Source organism: Pseudomonas shahriarae, assembly GCF_014268455.2.
Lineage (GTDB): Bacteria > Pseudomonadota > Gammaproteobacteria > Pseudomonadales > Pseudomonadaceae > Aquipseudomonas > Aquipseudomonas shahriarae.
The window spans coordinates 5959607-5975955 of record NZ_CP077085.1; the positions used below are offsets into that span (position 1 = coordinate 5959607).

The 16349-nt window shown below is 61.7% G+C and carries 18 protein-coding genes and 1 other RNA gene; 9 read left to right on the forward strand and 10 right to left on the reverse strand.

Translation table 11 applies throughout. The annotated features are described in order from the left end of the window. Positions 1-88: 88 nt before the first annotated feature. Positions 89-559 carry an Lrp/AsnC family transcriptional regulator gene (locus HU773_RS26835; RefSeq protein ID WP_057440435.1) on the reverse strand — a complete coding sequence of 157 codons (471 nt, stop codon included), beginning with the start codon at positions 557-559 and terminating at the stop codon, positions 89-91. A gap of 127 nt (positions 560-686) precedes the next feature. Here HU773_RS26835 and HU773_RS26840 point away from each other — a divergent pair, with 127 nt between their 5' ends. From HU773_RS26840 to HU773_RS26865, 6 genes are all read left to right on the forward strand, one after another. Further along, positions 687-1022, forward strand: coding sequence for an ACT-like domain-containing protein (locus tag HU773_RS26840; protein WP_057960933.1), 336 nt, complete (start codon positions 687-689; stop codon positions 1020-1022). Between the two features lie 84 nt (positions 1023-1106). Next, positions 1107-2858, forward strand: a complete 1752-nt coding sequence (gene tfpB, locus HU773_RS26845; RefSeq protein ID WP_186624976.1) for a type IV pilus assembly ATPase TfpB — start codon at positions 1107-1109, stop codon at positions 2856-2858. 75 nt (positions 2859-2933) lie between these two features. After that, a complete protein-coding gene (locus HU773_RS26850; protein ID WP_027608388.1) occupies positions 2934-3854 on the forward strand; it encodes an SPFH domain-containing protein in 921 nt (306 codons plus the stop codon). A gap of 10 nt (positions 3855-3864) precedes the next feature. Further along, complete coding sequence (locus HU773_RS26855; RefSeq protein ID WP_120734313.1) at positions 3865-4311, forward strand: NfeD family protein; 447 nt, start codon at positions 3865-3867, stop codon at positions 4309-4311. 69 nt (positions 4312-4380) lie between these two features. Then, positions 4381-4698: a DUF2388 domain-containing protein gene (locus HU773_RS26860; RefSeq protein WP_057440438.1), complete on the forward strand. Its 318-nt coding sequence runs from the start codon at positions 4381-4383 to the stop codon at positions 4696-4698. Between the two features lie 164 nt (positions 4699-4862). Beyond that, positions 4863-6002: a DegT/DnrJ/EryC1/StrS family aminotransferase gene (locus HU773_RS26865; protein ID WP_186624977.1), complete on the forward strand. Its 1140-nt coding sequence runs from the start codon at positions 4863-4865 to the stop codon at positions 6000-6002. 42 nt (positions 6003-6044) lie between these two features. Here the strand turns inward: HU773_RS26865 and gcvH are convergent, their stop codons facing one another. The 9 genes from gcvH to HU773_RS26910 form a co-directional block, all read right to left on the reverse strand. Further along, complete coding sequence (gcvH, locus tag HU773_RS26870; RefSeq protein ID WP_057440440.1) at positions 6045-6428, reverse strand: glycine cleavage system protein GcvH; 384 nt, start codon at positions 6426-6428, stop codon at positions 6045-6047. 49 nt (positions 6429-6477) lie between these two features. Further along, positions 6478-7563 (reverse strand): glycine cleavage system aminomethyltransferase GcvT, encoded by a 1086-nt coding sequence (gene gcvT / locus HU773_RS26875; RefSeq protein ID WP_186624978.1) that lies wholly within the window; start codon positions 7561-7563, stop codon positions 6478-6480. Between the two features lie 156 nt (positions 7564-7719). Then, positions 7720-9336, reverse strand: coding sequence for an ABC transporter permease (locus tag HU773_RS26880; protein WP_186624979.1), 1617 nt, complete (start codon positions 9334-9336; stop codon positions 7720-7722). Positions 9337-9529: 193 nt separating this feature from the next. Next, positions 9530-10534 carry an extracellular solute-binding protein gene (locus HU773_RS26885; RefSeq protein ID WP_057440441.1) on the reverse strand — a complete coding sequence of 335 codons (1005 nt, stop codon included), beginning with the start codon at positions 10532-10534 and terminating at the stop codon, positions 9530-9532. Between the two features lie 127 nt (positions 10535-10661). Next, positions 10662-11879, reverse strand: coding sequence for a 2-octaprenyl-3-methyl-6-methoxy-1,4-benzoquinol hydroxylase (locus HU773_RS26890; protein WP_164844859.1), 1218 nt, complete (start codon positions 11877-11879; stop codon positions 10662-10664). A 9-nt stretch (positions 11880-11888) separates the two neighbouring features. After that, a complete protein-coding gene (locus HU773_RS26895; protein WP_057444198.1) occupies positions 11889-12374 on the reverse strand; it encodes a DUF4442 domain-containing protein in 486 nt (161 codons plus the stop codon). After that, complete coding sequence (gene ubiH / locus HU773_RS26900; protein WP_057960939.1) at positions 12367-13554, reverse strand: 2-octaprenyl-6-methoxyphenyl hydroxylase; 1188 nt, start codon at positions 13552-13554, stop codon at positions 12367-12369. Before ubiH ends, HU773_RS26895 begins: the two co-directional genes overlap by 8 nt. Continuing rightward, positions 13551-14873 carry a Xaa-Pro aminopeptidase gene (gene pepP / locus HU773_RS26905; RefSeq protein ID WP_057960940.1) on the reverse strand — a complete coding sequence of 441 codons (1323 nt, stop codon included), beginning with the start codon at positions 14871-14873 and terminating at the stop codon, positions 13551-13553. The genes ubiH and pepP overlap by 4 nt, the downstream gene beginning before the upstream one ends. Positions 14874-14893: 20 nt before the next feature. Next, positions 14894-15451, reverse strand: a complete 558-nt coding sequence (locus tag HU773_RS26910; protein ID WP_057440443.1) for a YecA/YgfB family protein — start codon at positions 15449-15451, stop codon at positions 14894-14896. 137 nt (positions 15452-15588) lie between these two features. On the opposite strand from HU773_RS26910, the gene HU773_RS26915 reads away from it, so the two are divergent. The 3 genes from HU773_RS26915 to ssrS all read left to right on the forward strand — a co-directional run bounded on the left by HU773_RS26915 (position 15589) and on the right by ssrS (position 16321). Continuing rightward, entirely contained in the window at positions 15589-15798 is a 210-nt protein-coding gene (locus HU773_RS26915; RefSeq protein WP_057440444.1) for a TIGR02449 family protein, read from the forward strand. Then, complete coding sequence (locus HU773_RS26920; RefSeq protein ID WP_053127819.1) at positions 15795-16112, forward strand: cell division protein ZapA; 318 nt, start codon at positions 15795-15797, stop codon at positions 16110-16112. The genes HU773_RS26915 and HU773_RS26920 overlap by 4 nt, the downstream gene beginning before the upstream one ends. A 30-nt stretch (positions 16113-16142) precedes the next feature. Beyond that, positions 16143-16321, forward strand: a non-coding RNA gene (ssrS, locus tag HU773_RS26925) — 6S RNA. Positions 16322-16349: the final 28 nt, after the last annotated feature.

Sequence of the window (16349 nt, forward strand, 5' to 3'; positions counted from 1 at the left end):
TTTCGCGGGCAAGCCCACACACATTTGACCGAGCTTTCTAAAGTAGACCGGTTTGAAGGTGGGCTTGCCCGCGATGACACCCGCCCTCTCACCGCAACACTGGCAGACTGGTAGTGGACTTGATCTCCGACAGTGCCACAATCGAGTTGACCTCCTGTATCCCCGGCACCATCGACAGTTTCTCGAAGAAGAAACGCTCATATGCCTCGATATCCGAGGTGACAATGCGCAGTAGAAAATCCACCGACCCCATCAGCACATAACACTCCAGCACTTGCGGGAACCCGCGAATCGCCTCGGTGAATTCCGTGAAGTTGGAACGCCCGTGGGCGTTGAGTTTGACCTCGGCAAAGATCTGCGTGTTAAGGCCGATTTTCTTGCGGTCGAGCAACGTCACCTGGCCTCGAATCACCCCCTCCTCCTTGAGCCGCTGGATCCGTCGCCAGCAGGGCGACTGCGACAGGCCGACCTGTTCGGCAATCTGCGCGCTGGAGAGCGATGCGTCTTCCTGGAGCAGCGCCAGAATCCGGCGGTCGTAGATATCCAACTCACTGTGCATAAAAATACCTTTCAATCCATATTCTGCGAATTGCCTGATTCATTTATAAGGCATATCACTCCAACATAGATAAGAAATACCCCACAGCCCATGTAAAAATTTCTCCAGTCAAACTCGGAGAACGGCCATGCATTCAGTCCCCGCCAGCCCAGCCACGCGCCTCGACGCCTGGGCAGTCAGCAACAGCCATTGCCAGGCGCGCTATCAGATCCTCGCCGAGGCTGAACCCGATGTGCTGTGTCGGATCCTCAATTACTTCGCCTTGCAGTTTTTGGTGCCACAACAGGTGAGCGTGACACGCGACGAAGACCTGCTGAACATCGACGTGGTGATGGATGGCCTGAGCTGGCACCGCGCCCAGGTGATCGGCGAAAAACTTCGTAACCTGATCAGCGTGTGCTCGCTCGAACTGCAACCCGTTGAATCCACGAGGCTGCAAACCGTACAGGCAGTGGCGCAGTAAAAAGCGGCAACAACCCTCGGGGCGACAGCAACCAGGACCGGACTAGCCTTGGCGCTACCACTTGAAACCGCCCAGGAAACCACCATGCCCGCTGCGCCAGAACTTCAGGATCGCAGGCTTTGCCTCGACGAACTGCTGCCCGCCCTCACCGCCCACGGCATGCTCGACAACGCCCTGGCCGAGCGCTTGCGGCGCACCCCGGGCAATGGCTTGCACCCGCTGGAATTGCTTGCCAACCAGTCACTGCCCGATCCCGCCCGGCCCGGCATGGCGCTGTCCCTGGAGCAACTGACGCAATGGCTCGCCAGTCATGTGGGGCAACCCTATCTGCGCATCGACCCGCTGAAAATCGACGTAGCAAGCATGGTGCCCCTGATGTCCCACGCCTTCGCCCAGCGCCACCATATCCTTGCCGTCGCCCTTGATCGCGACAGCGTGACGGTGGCCAGTGCCGAACCGTACCTGCGAGAGTGGGAGGCCGGCCTGGCCCACGTGTTGAAACGCTCGATCAAGCGCGTACTGGCCAACCCCCAGACGATCCGCAGTTGTACCCAGGAGTTCTTCCGGCTGGCCCGGTCGGTCAGCGGGGCCGACCAGACCACCCCCACGGCGGTCCCTGCCGAACAACTGCTGCACCTGGGTGCCGGCGACCGGGAGCCCGATGCCAACGATGCGCACATCGTCAACATTGTCGACTGGTTGCTGCAATTTGCCTTTGGCCAGCGCGCCAGCGATATCCATATCGAACCTGGCGGCGACCAGGGCCGCGTGCGCTTCCGTATTGATGGGTTGCTGCACGATGTCTATCAGTTTCCGCCCCAGGTCACGACCGCCGTGGTCAGCCGCCTGAAAAGCCTCGGCCGGATGAATGTCGCCGAGAAGCGCAAACCCCAGGACGGCCGGGTCAAGACCAAGACGCCCACGGGTATCGAAGTGGAACTGCGCCTTGCGACCCTGCCCACGGCCTTCGGCGAGAAGCTGGTGATGCGGATTTTCGATCCCCAGGTGCTGCTTCAGGACTTCCCGCAGTTGGGATTGTCGGCCGATGACCTGCAGCGCTGGCAACATATGACCGGCCAGGCCAACGGTATCATCCTGGTCACAGGCCCCACCGGATCAGGCAAGACCAGCACGCTCTATACCACCCTGCGACAGCTGGCGACCCGCACGGTCAACCTGTGTACGGTGGAAGATCCGATCGAGATGGTGGAGCCCGCCTTCAACCAGATGCAGGTCCAGCACAATATCGACCTGACCTTTGCCAGCGGCATCCGCGCGCTGATGCGCCAGGATCCGGACATCATCATGATCGGCGAGATCCGCGACCTGGAAACCGCTGAAATGGCGATCCAGGCGGCATTGACCGGCCACCTGGTGCTGTCGACCCTGCACACCAACGACGCCCCCAGCGCGATCAGTCGCCTGCTGGAACTGGGCATCCCCCATTACTTGATCAAGGCCACATTAATTGGGGTCATGGCCCAGCGTCTGGTGCGCCGGTTGTGCCCGCACTGTAAAAGCCCGGTGGCACTGAACCAGGACGATTGGCGCAGCGCCACCCAGTCCTGCACGCCGCCCCCCGCCAGCGTATACCGGGCCAACGGATGCGCAGAGTGTCGGGAAAGTGGCTATCGTGGACGCATCGGGGTCTACGAGATCATGCTGATGAATGACGCGGCGAAGGCCCTGGTCAGCGCCGATACCGATCTGCAGGCATTGCGTCGCGAGGCGCTCAAGGGCGGCATGCACAGCCTGCGATTGTCGGGCGCCCACAAGGTTGCGGCGGGGCTGACCACCCTGGAAGAAGTGTTAAGGGTCACGCCTGCGAACGAGTAAACCGTTCTTATCTGCGACAAGCCCGTTACAATCGACAGACCTCGCGTTACCGCCACCACCAGACAAGGAATCGTTATGCAGATCGGAACAGTGCTTCTTCTCTTCGTAGGCTTGGCCATTGCCATCCTATTCATGGGCTTCAAGGTCGTACCCCAGGGCTACCAGTGGACAGTGGAGCGCTTCGGCCGCTACACCAATACGCTCAAGCCGGGCCTGAATATCATCATTCCGGTGATGGACCGCATCGGTCGCAAGATCAACGTCATGGAAAGCGTGCTGGATATTCCACCCCAGGAAGTGATTACCGCCGATAACGCCACGGTGCAGATCGACGCAGTGTGTTTCTTCCAGGTGGTGAACACCGCCCAGGCGGCCTACGAGGTGAACAACCTCGAACATGCGATCCGCAACCTGCTGCAAACCAATATCCGTACGGTGCTCGGCTCCATGGAACTGGACGCCATGCTCAGCCAGCGCGACGGCATCAACGAGAAGCTGCTGCGCACGGTCGATGAAGCCACTGCTCCCTGGGGCATCAAGATCACCCGTATCGAGATCAAGGACATCAGCCCGCCTGCCGACTTGATGGCTGCCATGTCCGGTCAGATGAAAGCCGAGCGGATCAAGCGTGCCCAGATCCTCGAAGCCGAAGGCCTGCGGGCTTCTGCAATCCTGACCGCTGAAGGCAAGAAACAGGCGCAGATCCTCGAGGCTGAAGGGGGGCGTCAGGCCGCGTTCCTCGAATCCGAAGCCCGTGAACGTCAGGCCGAGGCGGAAGCCCGCGCTACGCAGGTCGTGTCGGAAGCGATTGCCACCGGTAACGTGCAGGCCATCAACTACTTTGTCGCGCAGAAATACATTGATGCCCTGGGCAAGCTGGCCTCGGCCAACAACAGCAAAGTGATCCTGATGCCGCTGGAGGCCAGCCAGGTCATCGGCGCAGTGGGCGGCATCGGCGAAATCGTCAAGGCTACCTTCGACAACAAGAAAGCCTGAGGCCGGCACCATGTGGGAATTCCTGCAACACCTGTCGTTCTGGGATTGGCTGGCGCTGGGCACGGTGCTGTTGATTCTTGAAGTGTTTGGTGCCGGCGGTTATCTGCTGTGGATGGGGATCGCGGCGGCGGCCGTTGGCGTACTCAAGTTCCTGATTCCGGGGCTTGGGCTGGAACTGCAACTGCTACTGTTTGCCGTGCTGTCCATACTGACGGCGGTGTACTGGTGGAAGCGCCAGCGCAGCAGTGCCAAGGCCAGCGACCAGCCAGGGCTGAATATGCGCGGATCGGAGCTGGTTGGCCGCACCTTTGTGGTGCATCAGGCAATTATCGACGGCCGGGGCAAGATCAAGGTCGGTGACGGCGTCTGGATGGTCACCGGCCCCGATGCGCCTGCAGGGGCTCAAGTACGGGTGATTGGTCAGGACGGCGTGATTTTACGGATCGAAACTGTTTAGTCAGTCATGGAACTAGGCTGGGTTATCTACAATCAAACCGTTCAGATAACCCAGTCGGAGTCACCCATCATGCGTCTCAAATATGCTGTCGCCACCCTCGCCGTGCTCTCTCTCCCAGTTGGATCGGCCATGGCCGACAGCTTCTGGCGTAATGTCATCTCGTCCGGCGCCACCACCGGCTCCACGTACCTGACCTTCAAGGACCACAAGCTGGTAGTCGCCGCCCAGGACGACGCCGGTAGCTTCGTCGCCAGCGACGGCGGCATCCGTGGCCCTTACCTGGAAGCCGCCATGCAGAAAGTGCGTGCCGACAACCCCGGCCTGAAGGCCACTGACATGGAACTGGCCAACGCCATCCTGGCGAAGAACGCCATCGCCGCCGAGTAATACACGACACGCAAAAAAGCCGCTTATGAAGCGGCTTTTTTGCGCTCGTCGTTCGACGATTCGTTCACGGACGACAGGCTATATTCAGTTGCCCCGTGCGACGATGCCGGGGTTGATATGAGCTTTTATTCTTAGTTCTTCTTAAAACGGATGCCTTCAACGTCATGAGCCAACTGCCCTTCCTGCCGTTTTCAAAACCTACCATTGATGAAGCCACCATCGCGGCGGTCGGTGATGTGTTGCGTTCCGGCTGGATCACCAGCGGGCCCAAGGTGCAGGCGTTCGAAGCGCAGCTGTCGGAATATTTTGGCGGCCGGCCGGTACGCACCTTCAACTCCGGCACCTGCACCTTGGAGATTGCCTTGCGCATCGCCGGTGTCGGGCCGGGGGATGAAGTGATCACCACGCCGATTTCCTGGGTGGCAACGGCCAATGTGATTCTGGAGGTGGGCGCCACGCCGGTGTTTGCCGATATTGATCCGGTGACCCGCAATATCGACCTGGCCCGACTGGAAGCGGCTATTACGCCGCGCACCAAGGCGATCATCCCGGTGTACCTGGCCGGCCTGCCGCTGGACATGCCGATGCTTTACGCGCTGGCCAACAAGTACGGTCTGCGGATCATCGAGGATGCCGCCCAGGCGCTGGGCTCCCGTTGGGATGGCCAGCGCATTGGCGCCACCGGGGATTTTGTCTCGTTCAGTTTCCAGGCGAACAAGAACATCACCTGTTCCGAAGGCGGTTGCCTGGTATTGAACAATGCTGAGGAGGCGCGCCTGGCAGAGAAGTACCGCCTGCAAGGCGTGACCCGCAGCGGGTTTGATGGCCTGGACGTGGATGTATTGGGCGGCAAGTTCAACATGACCGATATCGCCGCCGCCATTGGCCTGGGCCAGTTTGCCCATATCGAGCAGATAACTGCCCATCGCCAAGCGCTGGCCCGGCATTATTTCGAGTGTTTTGGCAGCGACTTCGAGACAACGTACGGCGCACAATTACCGCCTGCGGACTTTGAAAACAGCAACTGGCACCTGTTCCAACTGGTACTGCCTGAGCGTGGGGATGGCCTGCCGGCCCGCGCCACGTTTATGGAGCGCATGCAGGCTCAGGGCGTGGGCATCGGCTATCACTACCCACCGATCCACTTGCTGAGTTTGTATCGGGCACAGGGATTCAGGGAAGGCATGTTCCCGGTAGCGGAAAAAGTCGGGCGTTTGATTGTGTCGTTGCCGATGTTTACAGCGATGACCAAGGCGGATGTGGAGCGTGCTGTCGCAGCGGTGAAGCAGGCGCTCAAGCCCTGACCTTTGCAGGAGCCGGCTTGCCGGCTCCTGCAGGGGGCGGTGTTATTCGCCGATGGCGGCTTTATAGCCAGCGGCATCCAGCAGCTTGTCCAGTTCGGCGGCATTGCTTGGCTTGACCTTGAAGATCCAGGCCTCGTACGGCTTGTCATTGAGCGACTCAGGGGCATCGGCCAAGGCCTCGTTGACCGCAATCACTTCGCCCGACACTGGCGAATAAATATCCGAAGCAGCCTTCACCGACTCCACAACGCCTGCTGCGTCGCCTGCAGCGAACACTTTGCCCACCTCAGCCAACTCAACAAAAACCACATCACCCAATGCTTCCTGGGCGTGATCGGAGATCCCGACGGTCACACTGCCGTCAGCTTCCAGGCGTGCCCATTCGTGGCTTTCAGCAAAACGTAGTGCGGCAGGGATATCGCTCATAGTCTGTGTCCTCAAAAAGAAATGTCAGCGGCCATTGGCCCGGAAAAGATTAGATCAAGGTTTTACCATGGCGCACGAAGGTCGGTTTGACCACTCGCACCGGGTACCACTTACCGCGAATTTCTACCTCGGCACGGTCGGCGGTTGCCATCGGTACACGCGCCAGGGCAATGGATTTGCTTAGCGTAGGAGAGAAACTACCACTGGTGATCTCTCCTTCGCCAACATTGGCGATACGAACCACTTGATGAGCGCGCAAAACCCCGCGTTCTTCCAGCACCAGGCCTACCAGTTTGAGCTGCACCCCGGCCGCACGCTCGGCTTCCAGGGCGGCGCGCCCGATGAAATCGCGGCTGACGGGTTCCCAGGCGATGCTCCAGGCCATGTTGGCGGCCAACGGTGACACATTCAGGTGGATATCCTGGCCGTAGAGGTTCATGCCGGCCTCCAGGCGCAGGGTATCGCGAGCACCGAGGCCGATGGGCGAGATGCCCGCGCCTACCAGGTCGTTGAAAAAACCCGGGGCCTGATCGGCAGGCAGGACGATTTCCAGGCCATCTTCGCCGGTATAGCCCGTGCGCGCGATAAACCAGTCACCGTCGGCACGCCCCTCGAAAGGCTTGAGCTGTTGGATCAACACGCCGCGAGACTGGGTGACCAACTCGGCAATCTTGTGCCGGGCCTGGGGGCCCTGGATCGCCAGCATGGCCAGGTCCGGGCGTTCGCGCATCAGCACCTGGTAGCTGCCCAACTGGCTCTGCATCCAGGCGATATCCTGGTCGCGGGTGGCCGCATTGACCACCAGCCGGTAACAACCCTCTTCGGTGCGGTAGACAATCATGTCGTCCACCACCCCGCCCTGCTCGTTGAGCATGGCGCTGTACAACGCATGGCCGCAGCCATGCAAACGATCGACATCATTGGCCAACAGGTACTGCAGCCATTCCCTGGCCTGCAGGCCCGAGATATCGATCACGGTCATGTGGGAAACATCAAACACCCCGCAGTCACGGCGCACCTGATGGTGCTCCTCGACTTGCGAGCCGTAGTGCAGAGGCATATCCCAACCGCCAAAATCGACCATTTTCGCGCCAAGGGCGAGATGCAGGTCATACAGAGGCGTACGCTGTCCCATGGGTTTCTCCTTCCGGGCGTGGCGAAGGTGCGGACGGTTGCTGTTCGGGCTACACACCTTGAAATACAAGGCTTGCAGCCACAATCAGCAACCCAACCCGAAAGACGGGCCGCACCGAATGCCGCGCATTGTAGCCTCAAGCCGTAGGACTGACACCTAACCGATTCGTCGCGCCGAACGTCGGATCAAGCCGATGACCGGCAACAGGCCGACCAACACCAGGGTCAGGGCGGGCAAGGAGGCGCGCGCCCACTCGCCTTCGCTGGTCATCTCAAAGATGCGTACCGCCAGCGTATCCCAGCCGAACGGGCGCATCAGCAGGGTCGCGGGCATTTCCTTGAGCACATCGACAAACACCAGCAGCGCGGCGCTCAAGGTGCCGGGCAACAACAGTGGCAGATACACTTTGCAAAACAGTCGTGGCCCACTGACCCCCAGGCTGCGCGCTGCTTCCGGCAAGGACGGGCGGATGCGCGCCAGGCTGTTTTCCAGTGGACCGTAGGCCACGGCCAGGAAGCGCACCAGATAGGCCATCAGCAGCGCCGACAGGCTGCCCAACAGCAACGGTTTGCCAGCACCGCCCAGCCAACTGGACACAGGGATCACCAACTCGCGATCCAAATAGCTGAACGCCAGCATGATCGACACCGCCAATACCGAACCCGGCAAGGCGTAGCCCAGGTTGCCCAGGCTGACCCCGGCGCGGATGGCGCGGGTTGGCGCCAGGCGGTTGGCAAACGCCAGCAGCAACGCCACGCTCACTGTGATCAACGCGGCCATGCCACCCAGGTAAAGGGTATGCATGATCAGCCCGGCGTAGCGCTCATCGAGGTCGAAACGCCCGCGCTGCCAGAACCAGGCCAGCAACTGAAGCATCGGGATGACAAAGGCGCAGGCAAACACCAGGGCGCACCAGCCAGTGGCGGCGGCGGCCTTGAAGCCACTCAGGTGATAGAGCGCCTTGCCCCGCGGTCGCTCGTTGCTCGGGCGGCTGGCGCCACGGGCCCGGCGCTCGCCGTAGAGCACCAGCATCACCACCAACAGCAGCAGGCTCGCCAGTTGCGCGGCGCTGGACAGGCTGAAAAAGCCATACCAGGTCTTGTAGATGGCGGTGGTGAACGTGTCGAAATTGAACACCGACACCGCGCCGAAATCCGCCAGGGTTTCCATCAACGCCAGGGCCACGCCGGCGCCGATGGCCGGGCGCGCCATGGGCAGGGCCACCCGCCAGAACGCCTGCCAGGGTGATTGGCCCAACACCCGCGCCGCTTCCATCAACCCCTTGCCCTGGGCCAGAAAGGCGGTGCGCGCCAGCAGGTAGACGTAGGGATAGAACACCAGCACCAGCACGATGATCACGCCACTGGTGGAGCGCACGCGCGGCAGGCGCAGGCCCGTGCCGAACCACTCGCGCAGCAGGGTTTGTACCGGCCCGGAGAAGTCCAGCAGGCCGACGAAGACAAACGCCAGGACATAGGCCGGGATGGCAAACGGCAGCATCAACGCCCAGTCCAGCCAACGCCGGCCGGGGAACTCACAGAGGCTGGTCAGCCACGCCAGGCTCACGCCCAGCACCGTTACACCGACCCCGACGCCCAGCACCAGGGTCAAGGTGTTGCCCAGCAGACGCGGCATCTGGGTGTCCCACAGGTGCGACCAGATTTGCGTGTCGATGCTTTGCCAGGACAGCAACAACACGCTCAACGGCAGCAGCACCAGGGCGGCGACAGTGAAGACTGGCAGGTACCAGCGGCGTTGGGCGGGGTGGGCCAAAAGGAATTCTCAAGCAGTGGATGATGTGGAAACCTGCACAAAGCACTGTGGGAGCGGGCTTGTGTGGGAGCTGGTTTGCCTGCGATGCAGACACCTCGGTTTATCAGCGATACCGGGGTGATGCTATCGCAGGCAAGCCAGCTCCCACACAAGCCGCTCCCACACTAGAACTGCGGCGTCCTACAAATTGTACTCAGTTCCAGCCCGCACGATCCATCAGGCGAATCGCCTCGGCCTGGCGCTTGCCCGCCACTTCCACCGGCAGGGTGTCAGCCTTGAACTTGCCCCAGCTCGCCACTTCAGCCGAGGGTTCTACCGCCGGGTTGGCCGGGAACTCCTGGTTGACGTCGGCAAAGATCTTCTGCGCCTCAGGCGTAGTCATCCACTCCACCAGAGCCTTGGCGGCTTCCGGGTGCGGGGCGTACTTGGTCAGGCCAATGCCCGACAGGTTGACGTGCACGCCACGATCGCCCTGGTTCGGCCAGAACAATTTGACTGCCAGCTTCGGGTCCTGCTTGTGCAGGCGGCCGTAGTAGTAAGTGTTAACGATCCCCACGTCGCACTGCCCGGCGTTGATTGCCTGCAATACCGCGACGTCATCGGAGAAGACATCGGTGGACAGGTTATTGACCCAGCCCTTAATGAGTTCTTCGGTCTTTTCTGCGCCATGGGTCTCGATCAGGGTGGCGGTCAGCGACTGGTTGTAGACCTTTTTAGCGGTGCGCAGGCACAGGCGGCCTTCCCATTGCTTGTCAGCCAGGGCTTCGTAGGTGGTCAGCTCTGCCGGTTTCACGCGGTCGGTGGAGTACGCGATGGTCCGCGCCCGCAGGCTCAAGCCGGTCCAGGCGTGGCTGGAAGCGCGATATTGCGCAGGGATGTTGGCGTCGATCACCTTGGAGGTGAACGGCTGCAGGATGCCCATCTGCTCGGCTTGCCAGAGGTTGCCAGCATCGACGGTCAGCAGCAGGTCGGCGGTGGCGTTCTGGCCTTCGGCCTTGATGCGCTGCATCAGCGGCGCTTCCTTGTCGGTGATGAACTTCACCTGCACCCCGGTTTTCTTGGTGTAGGCGTCGAACACCGGCTTGATCAACTCGTCGATACGAGAGGAGTAGACCACCACTTCGTCAGCCGCCTGGGCGGTGGTGCTGGCGATAAGGGTGAGTGCCAGGGCAGTCAGGAGGCGCTTGGGTGCCAACATAGGTGCGGTCTCTCGTAGGAAAAGTGAGCGCAAATGATAAGGACTCACATTTAGCATCTCAACCGAACACTGGCCGGAGGAGTTACGAGATGTTGCACGAATGCCATTTAAGGTGCGACAGAAGGCCTCAGGCCTTGGCCAGATCCGGCAGGTCTCCGGTCAAGCCCAATGCCTGGCGCACAAACAGCGCCTTGGCCTCGGGCATCTGGTCGACCATCTTCAGCCCCGCATTGCGCAACCAGCGCAATGGCAACTGGTCAGCCTGGAACAACCGTTCAAAGCCCTCCATCGCCGCCATCAGCGCCAGGTTGTGCGGCATGCGTCGACGCTCGTAGCGACTGAGCACCTTCACATCCGCCAAGTGCTCACCGCGCTCGCACGCCTTTAGCAGCACCTCGGCCAACACGGCGGCATCGAGGAACCCCAGATTCACCCCCTGCCCCGCCAATGGGTGGATAACGTGGGCAGCATCACCAATCAGCGCCAGGCCTTCGGCGACGTAGCGCTTGGCGTGGCGCTGGCGCAGCGGTACGCACAGACGCGGGTCGGCGCTGACCACGCTGCCGAGGCGCCCTTCAAAAGCGCGCTCCAGTTCGCGGCAGAAGCTGTCGTCGTCCAGGGCCATCAGGCGTTCGGACTCACTTGGCGTGGTCGACCAGACGATCGAGCACCAATCTTCCTGGCCATCTCGTACCAGCGGCAGGAACGCCAGCGGACCATGGTCGGTGAAGCGCTGCCAGGCGGTACGCTGGTGCGGCTGGCTGCTGCGTACGCTGGTGACGATGGCGTGGTGCAGGTAATCCCATTCGCGGGTGGCGGTGCCGGTCAGGCGACGCACAGCCGAGTTGGCGCCGTCGGCGGCGATCACCAGCGGCGCGCGCAAAGTGCGGCCATCGGCCAGGGTCAGCAGCCAGTCATCGCCGGAGCGGCGCATCTGCTCCAGGCGTGCATTGGCCAGCAGGCCCAGGTCGCAGTCGTGCAGGCGCTCAAGCAGGGCGTCCTGGACCACGCGGTTTTCGACGATATGCCCCAGCACCTCGGCATGCACACTGGCCGCCGAAAAGTGGATCTGCCCGGTGCCGCTGCCATCCCACACCTGCATCTCGCCGTAGGGGCTGGCGCGGCGGCTGGCGATGCCATCCCACACACCCAGGCGGTCGAGGATGCGCTGGCTGGCGGCCGACAAGGCGCTCACCCGCGGTTCAAACGGCGCATCGGCGTCGAATGGCTTGACGCTCATTGGGCTGCCGTCGAGCAGCAGCACCTGCAGGCCACTGCCCTGCAACGCCAGCGCCAGGGCGCTTCCGACCATTCCGGCCCCGACAATCAGCACATCTGCGCGCATGTCCATGCTTTATGCCTGTCTCGCTGGCGGCTTGCGCCGCACGTAAAGGGTTTTGTCGACTCGCGCCACCAGGGTGCCGGAGCCGTCGTGAATCTGCACCTTGAGGTGCGGCAAGTATTTCTCGCCGCCCTCGGTCTGCCGTCGCACCTCATCGAGCAAGGCCTGGTCGATGGAGAATTCGGCAAACACCGGGCCTTTGCCCGGCGAGATGAAATCAATGGTCGCGGCCTTGTCCCAGACGATGTAGTCGCGCCCCAGGTTCTCCATCAGCATCAGCATGTAGAACGGGTCGACCATCGAGTACAGGCTGCCGCCAAATTGCGTACCGACGTAATTGCGGTTGTACCAGCCCAGGCCCATGCGCACCTTCACCTGACGAAAATCAGCGCTCATGTGCTGCACACGGACGCCTGCGCCCAGATACGGCGGATACAGGGTCATGATCCAGCGCAACAACCGCGCCTTGCCCAGGCGCTCCGTCAGCCACTTACGCATCGGGACGCGTGCCCAGGCCCATGGCCTGCCGGGCGAACCAGCGCTTGGCCGGCGGCAACAGGTCCAGGCCCAGCAGGCCGAGGTTGCGGCCCATGGCGACCAGCGGCTGGCCGCTGCCAAACAGGCGGGTGACCTGGTCGGAAAAGCCCACGGTCAACTGCTGGTCCAGGCGCTGGCGTTCGCGGTAGGCCTGCAAGGTCGCCAGGTCACCCGGCACTTGCGGCCCGGCCAACAGGGCCTCGGCCAGCGCATAGGCATCGCGCAGCGACAGATTGAAACCCTGGCCGGCAATCGGGTGCAAGCTGTGGGCCGCGTTGCCGAGGATCACCAGGTGCGAGCGCACTTGCTCCTCGGCCTCCACCAGGGTCAGCGGATACAAGTGGCGCGCGCCAACCTGTTTCAAGGTGCCCAGGCGATAACCAAACACGCCCTGCAACTCGCTGAGAAAACTGCGTTCATCCAGTTGCGCCAAGCGCTGGGCGTCCATGCCGACGCGGGTCCAGACCAGTGCGCAACGGTTGTCTGCCAGCGGCAGCAAGGCCATCGGGCCTTCGTCGGTGAAACGCTCGAAAGCCTCGCCGTTATGGGCTTCGCTGGGGGTGATGTTGGCGATCAGGGCGCTCTGGTTGTAAGGCCGTTGCTTGACGCCAATGCCCAACTGCTCGCGCAGGCCGGAGCGGCCACCATCGGCCAGTACCGCGAGATCGCACTCGATGACAGTTTCATCGTTGAGGGTCAGGCGGTAGCCGTCGGCCAGCGGTTCCATGCGGCTGACTTCTGCAGGGCAACGCCAACTGATCACGTCCTTGTCCAGGCCTTGCCACAGGCACTGCCCGAGCCAGGCGTTTTCCACCACATAGCCCAGGGCCGGTACGCCCTCTTCGAGCGCCGACAAGCGCGCGGTAGAGAAGCGCCCACGGTCGGAAACATGGATCTGCTTGATCGGCTCGGCGCGCCGGGAAATGTCTTGCCACACACCCAGGCGCTGGTAGATCTGTCGCGCGCCAAAGGACAGTGCCGAGGAACGTGCGTCGTAGCTCGGCTGGTAGCTGTCGCCGGGGGCAAAGGGTTCGATCAGCACGATCTTCCAACCGCGAGCCTTGGCCCCGGCCTGCAACGCCAGCGCCAAGCTGGCGCCCACCAGGCCGCCACCGATAATCGCCAGGTTGACCCGGCTCATCGGGCGGCCGCCATCAGTGCTTCAATCTCGGCCACGGTCTTGGGCACGCCACCGGTCAGAATTTCACAGCCTTGCTTGGTCACCACCACGTCATCCTCGATGCGCACGCCTATGCCACGCCATTTCTTTGCCACATTCTGGTTATCCGGGGCAATGTAGATGCCCGGCTCCACGGTCAGGGCCATGCCCACTTCCAGCACCCGCCACTCGCCGCCGACCTTGTACTCGCCCACATCATGCACATCCATGCCCAGCCAGTGCCCGGCGCGGTGCATATAGAACGCCTTGTAGGCTTCGCTGGCGATCAACTCGTCCACCTCACCTTGCAACAAGCCCAGCTTCACCAGCCCGGCGGTGATGACGTGCACCGTCGCCTCATGGGCCTGGTTCCAGTGTTTGTTCGGCGCGATCTGCGCAAAGGCGGCTTCCTGGGAGGCCAGCACCACTTCGTAGATCGCCTTCTGCTCGGCGGAAAACTTGCCGTTGACCGGCCAGGTACGGGTGATATCGCTGGCATAGCAGTCGATTTCACAACCGGCGTCGATCAGCACCAGGTCACCGTCCTTGAGCACCGCATCATTCTGCTGGTAGTGCAGGATGCAGCTGTTGCGCCCCGAAGCGACGATGGAGCCATAGGCCGGCATCTTCGCCCCGCCCCGGCGGAACTCGTAGTCCAGCTCGGCTTCCAGGCTGAATTCATGCAACCCCGGGCGGCTGGCCTGCATTGCCCGGATATGGGCCGCGCAGGAAATCCGTGCGGCTTCGCGCATGACCTTCACTTCTGCGGCGGATTTATACAGGCGCATGTCGTGCAGCAGATGATCCAGGGCAACGAATTCGTTCGGCGGCTGCGCACCGAGGTGCGCCTTGGAGCGGATCACGTTGATCCACTCCATCAGGTGCCGGTCGAACTCGGCATTGCTGCCCATGGCCGAATACACCCGGTCGCGACCTTCGATCAGGCCGGGCAGGATGTCGTCGATATCGGTGATCGGGAAGGCATCGTCGGCGCCGTATTCGCGAATCGCGCCTTCGGTACCGGCGCGCAGGCCGTCCCACAATTCGCGCTCGGCATTGCGTTCACGGCAGAACAGCACGTACTCGCCGTGAATGCGCCCAGGCATCAACACAATCACTGCCTGGGGCTCGGGGAAGCCGCTCAGGTACTGGAAGTCGCTGTCCTGGCGGTAGACGTGTTCGACATCGCGGTTGCGGATCGCCACGGCGGCGGCCGGCAGGATCGCGATGCTGTTGGGTTCCATCTGCGCCATGAGCGCCTTGCGGCGGCGGGTGTATTCCGCTTTGGGGATATGGATCATGGGCAGGTGGGTTCCCTCTCTTAGTGCAGCGACGGCTTGACTGCTGCGGGTTCAGCAGACTTTTTGGTCTCGGTGAACAGCAGCAGCGGCGCGACGCGCAGGTATTCCATGACTTCCATATAGTCGCCTTCGCCGTCTTCGGACTCTTCCAGGGCGTCTTGCACCTGGGAGATGGCTGCCAGGTCCTGCAACACTTCCTTGGCGTCGGTGCTCAACTCCAGGCCGCCGGCGTTCACGCCAAAGCCATGGAGGAAGCCCTGGCACCATTGACCCAGTGCAGCAGCACGCTCGGTGAGCGGCGCATCATCGGTTGGCAGCAGCAGGACTACGGTGACGTCATCACCGGTCAGCTCGCCTTTAACCATTTCTTGCAAGCCGATCAACGCGTTGCGCACGTTTTCGGTAGGCTCGGTTTCCAGCAGCTCGGCGACGTCGGCCAGCCAGTTGTCGGCGTCAAAGCCGACACCGGTGCAGCTACGGCCCAGCAGCACGCCATGCAGTTCGGCAGGCGAGCAAGGGTGACCGCTGGAGCTCAGCAGTTTGGAAAAAGCGTCGTACGGGGAATTCTGAATAGGCATGATGAGCTAGGCGCCAGGCGGCGCGATGTCTAGAATGAAGCGCTGTATCCTAGCACCGGCAGACGCACCCGACTATCAAGGGCGTCAGATCGTTTATCCTGCAGTTGCCATTCATCAGACAAATCCAGTGGAACCCTATGGAAGACGCCGACTTGCAAGCGCTGATGGCCAGACTCGAATTGCTAATTACCCGGGTCGAGCAACTAAAGAGTCAAAACGGACTCCTATTAGCTCAGGAAAAGACCTGGCGCGAGGAACGCGCTCACCTCATTGAAAAAAACGAAATCGCCCGGCGTAAGGTCGAGTCGATGATTTCGCGCCTGAAGGCCCTGGAGCAAGACTCATGAGTTCAAGCAATAGCGTCACCGTGCAGATTCTCGACAAAGAGTATTCGATCATCTGCCCCCAGGAAGAGCGCAGCAACCTGGTGAGCGCCGCCCGCTACCTGGATGGCAAGATGCGTGAAATCCGCAGCAGCGGCAAAGTCATCGGTGCCGACCGTATCGCCGTGATGGCCGCCCTGAACATTACCCACGATTTGCTGCATAAGCAGGAGCGCCCTGACGTACAGGCCAGCGGCTCGACACGCGAGCAGGTGCGTGACCTGCTGGAACGTGTGGATCTGGTGCTTTCCAGCGATTCAGACGTACCCAAGGGCTGATTGCCGAGTCTGTTTGGGGTATACTCGCCCCACTCCCTGGCGTGCTTGCCAGTCGGCGATGTCCCGGAGCCGATTCGCACTACCCTGGAAGTTGCACGTTGGGCTGGTGTGCATGTCCGCTAGACGGAAAGCCTTAAAGCCTACTGCTTCTTCCACCTTGAACTTTCGGGTTCAAGGGCTTAGTCGACAGCGGTTCTGTCGGGGAGCCTGAATTCCCAAACTCAATGCCAGTCCCCG